Annotated in this window: 12 protein-coding genes; all 12 read left to right on the top strand. The window is 25.5% G+C overall.

The genetic code is table 11. The annotated features are described in order from the left end of the window. Positions 1-290 precede the first annotated feature (290 nt). The 12 genes from RWQ74_RS04120 to RWQ74_RS04065 all read left to right on the top strand — a co-directional run bounded on the left by RWQ74_RS04120 (position 291) and on the right by RWQ74_RS04065 (position 15752). Positions 291-1034, top strand: a complete 744-nt coding sequence (locus RWQ74_RS04120) for an ABC transporter ATP-binding protein (protein ID WP_314397028.1) — start codon at positions 291-293, stop codon at positions 1032-1034. A gap of 17 nt (positions 1035-1051) precedes the next feature. Further along, positions 1052-3460, top strand: a complete 2409-nt coding sequence (locus tag RWQ74_RS04115; protein ID WP_314397027.1) for an FtsX-like permease family protein — start codon at positions 1052-1054, stop codon at positions 3458-3460. A gap of 602 nt (positions 3461-4062) precedes the next feature. Continuing rightward, a complete protein-coding gene (locus tag RWQ74_RS04110; RefSeq protein WP_314397026.1) occupies positions 4063-5643 on the top strand; it encodes an ABC transporter ATP-binding protein in 1581 nt (526 codons plus the stop codon). Between the two features lie 124 nt (positions 5644-5767). After that, positions 5768-6583 (top strand): AAC(3) family N-acetyltransferase, encoded by an 816-nt coding sequence (locus RWQ74_RS04105; protein ID WP_314397025.1) that lies wholly within the window; start codon positions 5768-5770, stop codon positions 6581-6583. A 198-nt stretch (positions 6584-6781) separates the two neighbouring features. Then, a complete protein-coding gene (locus RWQ74_RS04100) occupies positions 6782-7987 on the top strand; it encodes an MFS transporter (protein ID WP_314397024.1) in 1206 nt (401 codons plus the stop codon). Between the two features lie 168 nt (positions 7988-8155). Next, the gene (locus tag RWQ74_RS04095; RefSeq protein WP_314397023.1) at positions 8156-9328 is read left to right on the top strand and encodes an Abi family protein; all 1173 of its coding nucleotides are present in this window, start codon (positions 8156-8158) and stop codon (positions 9326-9328) included. A 309-nt stretch (positions 9329-9637) separates the two neighbouring features. Then, positions 9638-10594 (top strand): ATP-binding cassette domain-containing protein, encoded by a 957-nt coding sequence (locus tag RWQ74_RS04090; RefSeq protein WP_314397022.1) that lies wholly within the window; start codon positions 9638-9640, stop codon positions 10592-10594. Continuing rightward, positions 10587-11375: an ABC transporter permease gene (locus tag RWQ74_RS04085; protein ID WP_314397021.1), complete on the top strand. Its 789-nt coding sequence runs from the start codon at positions 10587-10589 to the stop codon at positions 11373-11375. The genes RWQ74_RS04090 and RWQ74_RS04085 overlap by 8 nt, the downstream gene beginning before the upstream one ends. A 1-nt stretch (position 11376) precedes the next feature. After that, a complete protein-coding gene (locus RWQ74_RS04080) occupies positions 11377-12168 on the top strand; it encodes an ABC-2 family transporter protein (protein WP_314397020.1) in 792 nt (263 codons plus the stop codon). 467 nt (positions 12169-12635) lie between these two features. Further along, positions 12636-13334 (top strand): hypothetical protein, encoded by a 699-nt coding sequence (locus RWQ74_RS04075; protein WP_314397019.1) that lies wholly within the window; start codon positions 12636-12638, stop codon positions 13332-13334. A 758-nt stretch (positions 13335-14092) separates the two neighbouring features. Beyond that, positions 14093-14977, top strand: coding sequence for an ABC transporter ATP-binding protein (locus RWQ74_RS04070; RefSeq protein WP_314397018.1), 885 nt, complete (start codon positions 14093-14095; stop codon positions 14975-14977). 4 nt (positions 14978-14981) lie between these two features. Next, entirely contained in the window at positions 14982-15752 is a 771-nt protein-coding gene (locus RWQ74_RS04065) for an ABC transporter permease (protein ID WP_314397017.1), read from the top strand. Positions 15753-15809 lie beyond the last annotated feature (57 nt).

The raw sequence follows: 15809 nt of genomic DNA, 5'->3' as shown, positions 1-15809 counted from the left end.
TGATTCTATTATGCGTAAATATGAGTTGTTAATTCTTTAAATAAGATAAATATTTTTATTTGAAGAAACTAAGTTTTATATGTTGAAATATTCACTTTCTATGCTCATTGTGATAAAATACAATTAAAGTAAACGATTACTTTCTATTTTTAAAAAATTCAAATATTAAAGATAAAACAAAAGTACGGTTACATAAATAGTTTAATAAAGGGAAGACTGATATATTTTATAAAATTTAGTTTATTTTTATGTGATATGAAATATATTGGAGTAATGAATGGGTGAAAAATATGATAAATTTATTAAATATTAATAAAGAAATTAAAAACAGAAAAATCATAGATAACTTAAATTTATTCGTGGAAAAAGGTGAATTTATTGTTATTATGGGTAAGAGTGGATCAGGGAAAAGTACCTTATTAAAAATCATTGCAGGTTTGTTAAAGTTAGATAGTGGTAAAGTAGTAATTGATAATAAAAATATTACTAGTCTTAACAATGAGAAACTTGCAGAATATAGATTAAAGAATATAGGGATAGTATTCCAAGATTATCAACTCCTAGATATCTTTACTGCGTATGAAAATATTATTTTTCCTGCTAGAGTGTTAAAAAAGGAAGACATAAAAACAATTAGAAATAAAGCAAATTATTTTATAGAAATGGCGAATTTGGAGAATGAAAAGGATAAAAATATAACTGAATTATCAGGAGGAGAAAAACAAAGAGTAGCATTTGCTAGGGCATTTATGAATACCCCTAAAGTTATCTTAGCGGATGAACCTACAGGAGCATTAGATTCTAAAAACGCAGCTAATTTGATAAAATTTATTCGTGAATCTATAAAAAAATTAGGGCAGACGATGATAATGGTTAGTCATGATTCTTATGTTGCTGCATATGCGGATAAAGTATATTTTTTAAAAGATGGCAACATCATTTCAAATTTATCTTTTGACAGGGATAATGTAGATATTGATTTAAGTAATCGAGTAGATCTGATACAAAGAGAGTTATTAAAAATTAATATTTAGTTTATGGGGGAGAAGATATGATAAAGAAATATATTTTAAATTCAATAAAATTTAATAGAAATAAAAGCAAAATTCTATTAATATCTTCATGTATAAGTCTAGTATTATTGCTAGTTTTTACTCTTATATTTTTTAGTGTAAGTACTGGATTAAAAAATAAAAATAATCAGAAATTTGGAGAATATGATCTACAATTTGGATACATCGAAAAAAATGTGTTTTTTGATAATGATAAGATAGGGGAGATTCCTATTCCTTACGAAAAGCTTAATAAATTATTAGTTTTAGAACTAGAGGACAAAACAACAATTTATGGGCTTGAAAATAATTCTATGGAACTTGCAAAATACCAAACATTAAATGGAAATAAAGAGTTGAAGACTGGCGAAACTGTTATTAATAAAAATTATGCTGATAGGTATAAATTAGAAGTAGGAGATACTATGACTATATATAATAATAGTTATAAAATATCTGCAATTGTTTCTAGTAATATTCAGGATAGTTTATCGTTGAAAATATTTATTAATTTATCTGATTTACAGAAAAATAATAAATATAAAGACAAAGTTAATTTGCTTCAGCTGAAAACAAAAGCAAATAAAGAAGCTATAAAACAAATGTTAGAACAATATTTTAATGATAAAAAATTAAAATATGATAGTATGAAAAATAAAGAATTAGATTATAAAAAAATAAGAATATATACTCCTTTATTTTATATTATGGTAACAGGTATGCTTCTGACATATATAATATCATTGTTTGGAATTTTTAAAATGAGAATAAGATCTCGTTTTTTTGAAATGACAGTTTTAAAGAGAATAGGAATTAGTCATAAGCATCTGAATAAAATATTTATAGGTGAAAATTTAATCTTAGCAATGGTAGGATCTGTATTAGGAATATTTTTATCAGGTGGTGTATATTTACTTTCTAATAGTATTTTTAAGAAGTTAGATGTATCTTTTGAAATACTTTCATTTTCAACATTTATTTTTTATGCAGTTGTATATTTACTGTTAAATCAACTAATAGTTTTATTAGTAACATATCTGTTGCTTAGAAAAGAGAAAGATAAATATGTAGATGATATTGAGGTTATTCATAAAAAAGATAGTATTATCAATACAAGATTAAGGGGAAAAACTTTATCCTTATTAATAATAAATTTATTATTTTTTGCATTGTCTAATGTATTAGATAATGAAAATTTCAAATATTTAACTGTAGCTATTTCAATAGTATCATTTTTTATAGTGTTTAAGTACTGTTTTGTTGGATTGTATAAGTTGTCTGAAAGAGAAAAGTTCTTTGATATTTCATATCCAGTTAAATCATTTGCTAATAATTATAAGAAATATGCTATGATAATGAAATTGATGGTCTTATCAATTGTCTTATTATTATTTAGTTTTAATTTTTTATCTATATTTTCTAATAAGGTTAAAGAAAATACTTTAAATCAGCTACCTGCTGATTATATAATAACAAATGCTGATCAGAATAAAAGTGAGAATTTTGTTAATAATAATGATTTAAAATATATAGAGGAAAAAATACGAAGCAATGATATAGTAGAAATATTATATACAAAAGACTATAGAATAGCTTCAAATGTTCCTTATAGTGATGATTGGAAAAGATTAAGTGAAAAATCAAAGGTTGATATAAATGAAATAGAAATTATTAAATTAGACATAGAAAAAAGAGATAAACTGAGAACTTTTAATGTGATTTCAGGGAAAAAATTAAATAATAATTTTTTAGATAATGAATTGATTCTGAATGAAAAGCTTAGGGGATTATTGAATTTACAGTTAGGTGATACTTTAGATTTAAAAGATTCTAGGACAGGAAAATTGGAGAAGTATGTTATATCCACAATAATAGATAATCAATTTTATCCTTATAATTTAGTAGCTATTGCACCTAAAACATCAAAAATAGAAACTTCTAATATCTTATCAGTAGAAGTCTATAATACTGACAACAATACTGATACTATTAAGAATTACGTGAATTCTAATAGACATTTAGAAGGTCTATATACAAGAGATGTAATAAGTGAAAATTTACAGTTTTATAACTTTGTTTATTTTGGTTTGTTATTTTTAAATATCTTTATTTTAATTATATTTGTAATAAATCTATTTAATTCGATGATATTAAGTTTAGAAGAAAGAAAAGCTGAAATTAAGATATTAAAAAACATGGGAATATCTCTAGATAAAATAAGAACTTTTGTAATTGGAGAAATCTATATGAATTTCATAGGAGTTCTATTATTTTCATTACTAATTATTATATATATTTCATTAGTATTATCTTTGGCGATAGAAGTAAAACTTGTCTTAATGATTTATGGACTGTTATTAGCAAGTTTTATTATATTATTGATATTATCTAGAAGAATTGTAAAATAATAATATAAATTTTGAATATTATTTTGTTGACGAATCTTATGTAGAAGAAATTAATACGGACTTTATAATAGAATTTCTTAGTTATTTGTTTTATAATAAGTGGAAAAATAAAGGCAGGAGAGAAGTTAAACTGTTCAGGTGCGTTTGGGAGTGACTCAAAAATCGTGATTTCAAAGAAATCGATTTTTTAGAGTCACCTCCACAAAGTTTATTAGATATCTAAAAAACTTTCATAAAGCAAATTTAGATATCAATAAACCACTACGTCTATGTGTTCTCATATGAACTTTGTTAAATTTTAAGGCTTTTTGGGCAACCCTGCATTTTGGGTGTTATCTGTGCTATACAGGTGACATCCTTTTTCAGTAATTTTTATAAAAATTCTTGAAATTATCTTTTTAGTAAAATATAATGTTTTTAATGATATATGCGTTATTTAGAAAAGAAAGATAAATTGGTAGTAACAAAATAGTTAAGGGTTGTGTGAAATTATTAGGTTAGTAATTTAAGGTATTTGAATATTTATAGAATTTATATATTTCTCAAAATTTTCCTTAATAGCATGTTATTAAATTAAGTGGAATTAAAAGTAGGAGGTATTTATGAAAAAATATATTTTAAAATTTAAATATAGGTTCTTATTAATTTGTTTTCTTATATTGTTAAGACAGTTATTTCTTATGAAAAGTAACTTTTTAAATGCAGATGCTATAACTGTGCTTACTGATAGAAATCTACATAGTTTCTTTGAAATTATCTTATTCTTATCAGTTACGTGGATTTTTATTATAGTAATTGATAGAGTGGTAAAGGTAAGAGAGGAGATTTTTATTCAAGATATTGGAATAGATGTTAAGGATAATCTGTCTAGTAGCCTTATAGAATTAGATATTGAAAAGTATAAAGATAACTCATCTGGTGTTTATCAATCTTGGTTTAACAATGATATTCAAATGATTCAAGAAAAAGGTTTGAGGAATATATTTGCTATAATATACAGTCTTTCTGGTGTGGTATTTTCTCTTTATGCTCTATTGAAATACCACTGGATCATTTCTTTAATTACTATTTTAGGAACAGGAATATTAATTTATCTTCCAAAAGTTTTTAATAAAAAACTTCATAATATGGGAACAGAAGTTACTAAAGAAAATGAAAACTATGTTGCTTCGTTAGAGGAGACGATTCTAGGTTATGATACGTATTTCTCTCTTAATAAATTACAAATAATTCCTAAAAGAATAGCTTATATAAGTAGAATTTTGAAAAATGTATTTGTTAAACAAAGTAAATTGGAAAGTAATTATTATATGCTTAACTTTGGCTTAAATGTCTTTTTCCAAGTGTTATTAGTTTTTGTTACAGGGTATTTAGTTGTTAAAGATAACTTGGAAATTGGTGCAGTTGCAGCTGTAGGAATGTTTGCCAATCTTGTATTTGATGGTATGAGCCAAGTAGGCTATAGGATAGCATTTGTTAAAGGGACAAAACCTATTTTCACTAAGCATGATGAATTTATGTTAAATAATAAGGATACTTATTCATCTGTTGAATATTCTTTAAGAGAAACATTATTTAAAATTAAAAACTTACATTTCAGTTATGGTGATAAAGAAATTCTAAATAATGTGAATCTTGATATAAAAGAGGGGAATAAGTATTTAATAAGCGGAGATAGTGGAGTAGGAAAATCAACATTATTTAAAATAATTACAGGGCAATTAAGAAATTATAAAGGTAGTGTAGAATATTGTAGTGTTGATTTGAAAAAATTATCTACTAAACAAATACTAGAAAAACTGACTATAATTCAGCAAGAAAATTTTGTATTTTCAGGTACTGTTAAAGACAATATAACTATGGGAGAAGTAGTAGAGGATAGTGAAGTAGCAGAGTATTTAGAAAAAGTGGGCTTAATACAGAAAGACTTCTTATATTCAGAAGTAGAGGTTCATGGAAAGAATCTTTCAGGAGGGCAACGCCAAAGATTGACTATAGCTAGAGCGTTATTTAATGGTAAAAAAATACTTTTAATTGATGAAGGAACATCAGCTTTAGACAAAGAATCAGCGAAAAGTTTAGTAGAAATGCTGTTAGGAAATAAAGAATTAACTATAATAATGATTAGCCATGATATAAGTGATGAACTAAGAGGAAAATTTGATAATATTATAAAATTGTGATACAAGTGAAAGTTAGTAAAAAATGATATAGATTAAATAGAAGAATGAAAATAGGGGAGTGCTTAAAAATCGATTTTCCGAAAATAAGATTTTAAGTCACTCCCATTTAATAAGGAGGACAAGCATGAGTTATAAGTTTATGAGTGATGCTTTATATAATAATTTAATGCCAATAGGTAAAAGTGATTTTTTAAATTTATTTAAAGATTTAGAAATAGGAGAAGGCGATATCTTGATTGCACATGTTTCTCTTAGTAAATTCGGTTATATAATCGGCGGTGCAAGATGTATTTATGAAGCACTTATGGAAAGATTAGGAGAAAGTGGAACACTCGTTGTTCCAACACAATCTTTAGAAAATATGTCTCCAGAGTATTGGGAATATCCTAAAGTTCCTAAGGAGTGGATAGAAAAAATAAAACAAGAGAGTTTATCTTATGATGTTGATCTGTCTAGTACACAAGGTATGGGAAAATTTAGCGAGTTTGTTATGAATCTAAAACATTCTGTTAGAAGTTCACATCCACTATATTCTTTTTCAGCAGTAGGAGAAAAAGTACAGGAAATTATAAAAGAGCATCCATTAGATGATGGCTTAGGATACAATTCACCATTAGGGAGATTGTATAATCAAAATGCCAAGATTTTGTTATTAGGAACTGATTTTGAATCTAATACAGCATTGCATCTTGCAGAGTACTCACTAAATCGAAAAACAATAAAAGAAAGTGCTAATGTGGATGGTGAGTGGTTAGAATTTTCTAATATCGAATTAGATATATATGATGATTTTTTAACAGTACAGAAAGAATTCTTGGAGAATTGTAAGGAAAGTTATCGAATAAAAGAGATTCAGAAAACATCAGTTCTTTGTATAGATTTAAAAAGTTGCGTAGATTTTGCGAAAGAATATTATAAGAAAAAGGGAGAAGTGAAGTAGAGGGTGCATGATTTTATATTAAAATTTTCAAATTGTTACCATTTTATTTTCATATTATAATAAATATAGTAATTATTTATATGTTATGAAAAATAAGGGAAAAATTTTTAGAAGATATATTTAAAATTTATAAATTCACATATTATTAAAATTTTAGAATAAGACATGAAAGAGTATGGAATAAAAAGGAATTAATTTATGAATAAATATATGAGTGTTTTAAAAAATGTTGATTTTATAAAGTATTTTTTTTCGATTAATTTTACAACATTAGCGCAATCATTTGTTAGTATAAGTATTATCTGGTTGATTTATGAAGAAACTAAAAACCCATTATTGATAGCTATTTTTGGTGTATTGACTCAATTGCCAGCTATAGTTTTTGGACCATTAATATCAAAAGTGTTAGATAGGTTTAATATTGGAAGAGCAATGTTCTTGTTTTTACTATTAAGAGCTAGTATTTTTCTGATTATTTTTTTATTGCCGTTTAATGATAAGATATCTTTAAGTATTATAGGATTATTGATAGGTTTGAATAGCGTCATAGGAATTCCTTTATCAGCAGGAGGAGATATAATAATAAAAGAGGTGTGTGATGATGAACAATTAGTAACAGCTAATGCATTGATGATAATATTTTTCGACATCTCTTATATCTTTGGTTCGATTTCTGTGGCAATAATGGGAGTGCTAGGTAATAATAGTATAGCTTTTATAATAGGTGCTGTATTATTTTTCATTTCAGCGATAATAATAAGTACAATAAAAAGTGACGAGATATTTAGTAACAGTGAAAACAGACAGGAAAAATATACAATATTTAGTTCTATGAAGTATATTGTAAAAAATAGTGAGATATTTCTTATGACAATTAATACGACATTGTGGAATATGTTCACTTGGGGAAGTTTTATCGTTTTATTGCCAATATATGTAGAACAAAATTTAAATAATGATAGTGTAGCGTATGGAATATTAAATTCTTTACAATCTGTTGGTATTATACTAGCTTCACTTATAATAGGTTTACAATTTATATCAAAAATTAAAATAGAAAAATTAATTTGCCTAGGTATTATAGTGCATTGTTTATTATTGATACTGTTTTATTTTAGTACGAATATTATTTTTTCAGTAATTATACTTATTATAGCAGGAGTTGCTTCAGCACCAGTACTAATTTATAAAGCAACATTCTTCCAAAGAAAAATTTCTAGAAAAATAATGGGGCAAGTATTATCATTAATTCTAGTTTTAGGAAGTGTCTTGTATTCTCTAGGAGGTATAATAATAGCGTTTCTGATAGAAAAATTAGGAAAAGAATATTTTTCGTACATAAATTTATATTCTTTAATTATCATTATAGTAATATCACTAATGAGTCTTAAAAAAATATCGTAGATTTATCTGCTATAAATTAAAATATATTTTTTCGAAGTGAATTAAAGATATTTATTTATTTTTATTGTAGTTTCAGTTAATTTATGATATACTGAATGTACAGATCGAATAGAAGCCCCTGCTGTGTACACAGTGGGGGCTTTTCTAATAAGAGGAGAATGGTAATTTATGGAGAAAATATATAAAACTCAAACAGAGAGAATAGATTTATTAGTCAAAAGAGGTATGACTATAGAGAAATCTAGTAAAAAAATACTTGAAAAATATAGTCATTATAATCTAATAAATGCTTATAAAAATCCATTTTTGGAGAATAGAGGTAATTATCCAGCAGGAGCTAATACAAATGAGGACTACTATATTTTAGGAACTACACCAGAACATTTTGAGGCGTTATATCAATTTGATAGGAAATTAAGATTAATTTTTTTAGAAGAAATATTAATTATTGAGGAAAAATTAAAACACGCTATAATTCAATCTTTTTATGATGTTCATACTAATTATGGTCAGAACAAAGCAATTGCTGAAACTTTGCACAAGGAGAATGAGTATTTACGAAGAATTTATTATAATAGGGAAACTTTTAGTATCGAAGAAATAGAAGAAAAAAGTGGTCATAGATATACAGTGACAGCTGGAACAGAGTATGACGCAGCTACTCTTAAATACATGAAGCCTAAGAAAAAGAGATATACAAATGACACTGTCTATGATGAGATTATGACAATGATATATTCAAATATAGGAAGGCAAAGGAAAAAGAAAGCATATATAAAAAAATATATAGATGAACACACATATCTCCCAATGTGGGTTTTAATGAATATTATGACATTTGGAAGTGTTGGTAAATATTTTAATATACAAATAAATGAAGTTAAAGAAAAAATATTAGAAAAATTTAATATAGCAGGGGATGGAGGATTGCTTATAAACAGTGTTAATTTTTCTAGAATATTAGAAATTCTGGGTATTTATAGGAATATTACAGCACATAATGAGAGATTTTATTGCACTAGTACCTCGATTCCAATAGATGATAATTTTATGAAATTCATAGATAAATTGCCGTATTCAGAAGATGTTAAGAGACTAGCTGGAACAAACCATCATATTAATAAAACAAGAGGGAAAAAACTATCTAGTGTAAGGAAGAGTATATATTCATTAATGTTTTCTATATCTATATTTCAAGAAGTTGATGAATTGACATTATTTAAGGACAAAATTAAAGTGGAGTTGGAGAAACTACGTTCATCATTACCAGAAAGGTCCTATGAATTTATAAAAAAAGAGATGGGGTTAAATTTTGATTGGTATAATAGATTAGTAAAATAAGAGGAAATATTATGAAAAAGAGTTAAAAGACAAAAGAAATAAATTACTAAGTATCAACCTTATCTCCTGATTTAGTGAGATGGGGTTGTTTTTTTATTGTTTCAAAAATAACCGAATTCGCTAGCGAAAATAATTTCCTTATCGCAAATTAAAAGAAAAATCGATATAATATTCAGAAAATATTGACTTTAAGAGAAAAACACGTTAATATAGTAAAAAACAAAAGAACAGGTTCTAGAAAATAGTAGAATTTGATGAAGAAAATTATCGTAAATCGGATAATAAATTAGGAAAATAAGAGGAAATATTATGAAAGAGATAATTAGTGTTGAGAGTCTTAGTAAAGATTATATAATAAAAAATAGAGTTGGCTTTTTTAATACAGAGAAGATAGTTAAACAAGCGTTGAAGGACATAAATTTTAGTATTAAAGAAGGAGAAATTGTAGGATACATAGGAAATAATGGAGCCGGGAAATCCACAACAATAAAATTACTGTTAGGAATACTAACTACTACAAAAGGTTCGATAAAAGTATTCGGTAAAGATCCATTTGTAAATAGGCAAAAAAATGCTAAAAACATAGGTGCACTATTCGGACAAAAATCACATTTATGGTGGGATTTACCACTAATTGATTCTTTTGAGTATTTATCAAAAATCTATGAAGTAGATAATAAAGAATGGTTAGACTATTTAATAACAGAATTAAATGTAACAGAGTACTTATATCAACCAGTAAGGCAACTATCTTTAGGACAAAGAATGCGTGGGGAGTTTATAGCTAGTATTATTCATAAACCTCAACTGGTGTTCTTAGATGAACCGACTATCGGTTTAGATATAGAAACAAAGAAGAAAATTATGGAACTAATACTAAAAATAAATGAGAAGTATAATACTACTATCATACTAACAACTCATGAGATTTCTGATATTGAAAAAGTATGTAAGAGAATGATTTTGATAAGTGATGGCGAAATTAATTATGATGGTGAAGTGAAGAGCTTCAAGCAAATTTTTAATAAATATAAAAAATTAAAAATGTACGGAGAGAATATAGTAGATTTAGCTAAAGAAGGAATATTGCCTTTACGTACAAATATTGATTCTAAAGAATTTGTTTTTGATGAAACTAAATTTAATGTGTTAGATATAATAAAACTACTACCCAATGAAAGTATTATTACACAAACTGAAGTATTGGACTTAAATCTACAAGAAGTATTGCTTGTGAAAGATAAGACGGGTGATAAATATGAATAGATTTTTTGCTTATACTTTATATCAATACAAAAGTTTATTACAATACAAATTTAATACGATAATGCAGATAATTGCATCACTTTCTATGGTATTAATACAGTATAGTATCTGGTTATATGTTGAAAAATACAATTCTAAAAATATTGATGAAATAATAACTTATGTACTGTTTGCGATTATTTTACAAATAGTTTTACCTATAAAAATAACTACCAATTTTGTATCTGAGAAGATTTTAAAAGGTACTATTATTAATTATTTGAATAAGCCTAATAGATTAATAGTTATAACGTTTTTCACTACTTTAGGCAGTTTTTTCTATAAATTAAAATTTCAAGTACTGCCGATTTTAGTTATTTATATTTTACTGTTTTATAATTTAATATTTAGAACCATATCTCTTAAGAGATTTGTACTTTTTATATTCGTGTATATTTTGAGTTATATTGTTGCTTTTTTATTAGGTTATATTATTGCATTGTTATCAACAGTATTTATAAGAATAAACGGTGTATCTGAATTAGTTAATGCTCTTCTTATTATTTTCGGTGGAGGATTGCTACCTTTAGATTTATATCCGAAACTATTATTAAGAATATCAGAGGTAACTCCATTTTACGCTGTAATGTATGCACCTATTTCTATTATTGTACATGATAATGATTTAGGAAAAGTCTTATTTATTCTTGGTGTACAGATATTTTGGTTAATCATATTATTGATAATTTCAAAAAGATTATCACAATATGTATTTAACAAGTTTGATATAATGGGAGGTTAATATGAAGAAACATTTATATTTATATGCAGAGTTTTTTAAAATGGATGTAAAAAGGATATTGAGTTATAAACTAGATTTTATTATAGGAAATTTTGGTTATTTACTAGATACTCTTACAACATTATTTGTATTACTTATTACGCTTAATTATACAGAATTAATCGGTGGCTTTTCTTTATATCAATTGTTGTTTTTATATGGTTTTCTAACATTAACATCGGCGTTATGGGAATTTTTCTTCGTGACAACTTTAGAAGTTCCATATTTAATTCAAACTGGAGAACTTGATTTATTTTTATTAAGACCGCTTAATATACTTTATCAATTTATTATTTTCCAATTAGATGAGGAAGCTTTATTTGAGTTAATTACAGGTATAGTAATTGTGATTTTTTCATTGTATAACTTAGATATTGATGTAAATTATTTATTTATAATAAAATTCATTTTATTTACAATATCTGCAGTTTTAGTAAGAGAGGCTATATACTTAGCACTAGTATCAATTAGCTTCTTTTCGATAACAAATGATGGTATAAAATCAGTTTTATGGCAATTGTATCAATTGGCAAATTATCCAGTTAATATTTATCCGTTTTTCATTAAAGTAGTACTAATAATTATTCCATTCGCATTTGTGGGATATTTCCCAGTGGTAAATTTAATAAATTCACATGATAGTTTTAATTTAGAAACATGGCTTTTAATATTATTTGGACCGCTTCTACTTATACTAATCTATAAAACAATATGGAATTTCGGATTAAAAAAATATCAAAGTACAGGATCATAATAGTTAATAAGGTAAGAGAGTTATAAGAAATAAGAACAAAGTGAATCATATAGGAGGTGTTCTTTATAGAATTTAATGTTAAATTAGCGAGAAGTTTATATTTATGTTTGAACTTAATTTTGAGTGTTTTATATTCATACATAACGGTGAAATTTATATCAGTATATAATTTTCCTATATATTTTATTTTGTTAATAACGACTTTGATAGAAATATTTATTTTTTTAGACACTAGTTATTTCAGGATTTTAACTAGTATAAAAACAAAGTATTTATATTATATTTTAATAGTTTTTTCAGTAGTAGTATTTATTCTTAAGAATAACATAAATTTATATTATGTCTTAACATTTTATTTTGTTTATTACTTATTAATATCGATAGTGCTACTTAATTATAATTTATTTGTAATAGAGAAAAGTAAGTCTATCAAAGCTGGAGTAACAGATATATCCTTATATAGCAACTTGTCTAAATTACTTGGTTTTTCTTTAGGTAGTTATATTTATAAGGTAAATATTGATGAATATTTAATAGTATTTATAATTATGTTTGTTTTATTTTCAAGTTTCAAAATAAATAATTTTAAAAATGAAACTGAGAAAAATTCTGAGAGATTAGTTTTTAATAAGTTGAAAAGAAAATATATTATTATCAATACAGCGTTATTGTCAGGAGCAGCAGTATTTTTTATACCGTTGTTTATAAAACAATTAGCGGCTAGGAATTTAATACAGTATTCTAGTATTATATTTTTTATACCAGGACTAACAGTAGTTTTATTTTTAATACTTACTAAGAAATATGATATAAATTTAAATAAGATACTTATGTCTTACATAATTTTTGATATAGTATTCTTCATATTGGTTATATGTGAGGTATTTTTACCATTACAAGTGATATTATTATCTTTAATAGTTGCACTCGGGGTATCAATCAGTATAAAATTAAGGACTAATTTTATAAAAGTTAATGATAAGGATTATAGAAAAAGTATAGTACAAATTTTTCGAATAAGTGCACCTGTATTTACTATTATTTTAAGTTTTGTAGGATTATATGTAGAAAACATTGCTTATTATATTTTATTAATAAATGCAATTTCGGCTATTCATGTGTTGTATGTGAATTTAAGAAATAGAGAGAGGACTTTATTAGATTAAGGAAGAGTTTTTAGAAAAAATTAAAAAAATGAAAAATTAATGAAACAATGTACACTTAGTTTTTTTAGAAATAGTTAGGTGTACATTTTTTGGTTCAATTTGAGAAGTAATACTATGTTATATTACTACGAAAACCAGTATTTATTAACTAGAAATAACAGGTGATATTTTTGAAAGCGTTTTTTTCTTTTCATATTGCTTTCATATCGTTTTTATATTACAATAAAACTATAAAGCTTTATAACCTCATAAAATAAGGAGGACAAAAAAATGGTATTAGATATTGGAATTTTATAGTTTATAATGTAAATAATAATAAAGAGAATCATCATTATTTTTTGAGTTTCTTATGATCTTAAAAAATTGTTGTTTCTCATTATAATTTGGATAGAGGAGAGGAGTCAGCTATTTTAACAGATGATAATGATTTTATAGTATTTGTTAAAGTAGACACTCGATTAATAAGCCACTCATTCAAGAAGATGCACTTTATTGTGTAAGCTACATGTAAACTACATATTAAAGAGTTAAAGGGGCTGACAAAAAGGTCCTAAAATTTAACAAAGTGTCTATGAGAACTCATAGACGCAGTGGTTTATTGATATCTAAAGTCGCTTTATAAAAGCTTTTTAGATATCTAATAAACTGTGCGGGGGTGACTCGACAAAATCGATTTCTACGAAATCACGATTTTTGAGTCACTCCCTTTTCTAAAAAGTAATTAGAAGTAAAACGTAATATCGAGAGGAGGGAGTTAAATGGTAAAACTTTTAACAGTAAAAGATTTAGCATATAAATATAAAAATTCTAGTGATTACGCGATTAAAAATATTTCTTTTTCTGTGGAAAAAGGAGATATGATTGCACTTATAGGTAAAAGTGGTTCAGGGAAAACTACGATAATTAATTCTACATTAGGATTGTTTTCTAATATCGAAGGAAAGGTATCTTTCGGTGAAGGAGTGTCTGTTCGAGATGTGGACTACTGTATGCAAAATCAATCAGTAGATTGGTACTTAAATGTATACGACAATATTTATATGGGGCTATTATATTCTCAAAATACTATTAGTAGGAAAAGTGTAGATGAGATTATTGATGTTCTAGGTTTAAAAGGTAAGGAAAAATCTGATTTAACAGAATTATCTGGAGGGCAATTGCAGAGAGTACAAATAGCAAGGAGTCTAGTATCTAATTCAAAAATATTATTTTTAGATGAACCTACTACAGGATTAGATGTAGTATTATCAAAAAATATATTAGAATACATAAAAAATAATAATAAAGAACATGCTGTTTTTATATCTTCTCATGACTTAGATCTTATAGAAAAGTATTGCAATAAGATAATTTATATAAACGACGGGGAATGTTTATACTTTGGCGAAATGAGAACTTTCTTAAGAGAATATAATAAAGAAATAGTATACAATATTTCTTACAATGGTGAATTAAGTAAAGATATAGTAGGAAAATATAAAGATATTATTACAATTGTTGATGATAAAAATTTAAAAATTTTCTTGGAAAAAGAAGAGGAAATTTCAAATGTATTAAAACTATTATTGGCAGAAAATATTACAATAGGAAACTTGCAGAAAGAAGAAATTACCTTGAAGAGAATATTGGAATTGGAGGAGTAATTATATGAAAAATGCTATAAAGAATTTTTGGGCAACATCGTATATAGAATATAAGGCGATTGAAAATAATAAGCAGATTATATATACTCAGCTTATGGTTCCAATTTTGTACTTTGTATTCTTTGGCTTGGGAATAGGGAACTCTTTTTCAAGTTTAGCTTTTAAAGGAGAAAATGTTAGCTATATTGAATATATTTTTGTTGGAATAATTGGAGTAATACTAAATTCTCAGATGAATCAGTCGGTTTATAGGGTGAATTTAGATAAAAAATGGGGACTTTTAGCGTATAAAAGAATAAAAGGAACATCAGCTATTTCTTATTTTCTAGGAAAATTAGTATTTCCATTAGGAATCACAATAGTCCAAGTATTACTAATTTACTTTTTATCGTTCTTTTTAGGAATAAAAATACAGATAGTTCCTTTCTTAAAAGTATTAATTATTGTAATTATTAGTCTAGTGTTTTGGTTTTCTCTTGGGGTTATTATCTCATTAGGAACTGTATCATATAGAACCAGAGATCTTATCCTAGGAACATTATTACTACCGATAATTTTTGCTGCACCGACTTTTTATAGTTTAGACAATTCTAAGGTGCTATATTATATATCAAAACTTAATCCATTAACTTACCAATTAACGAGTATGAGAACTGTAATTTTTGATATGGATCTTGATATAAATACTTATGTTACAATATTCTTAAGTCTAATAATGTTTGTTTTAGCAATAAGCGTGATAATAAGATCAGAATTATTAGGTGATGAGAGATAAAAGGGTTCTCCAAAATTTAGGACTGATGAGAAGGGTCATGAGCTTAAAGCTCATGAT

This window comes from uncultured Gemella sp. (genome assembly GCF_963525165.1).
Lineage (GTDB): Bacteria > Bacillota > Bacilli > Staphylococcales > Gemellaceae > Gemella.
This window is presented reverse-complemented; position numbering and strand designations above follow the sequence as displayed.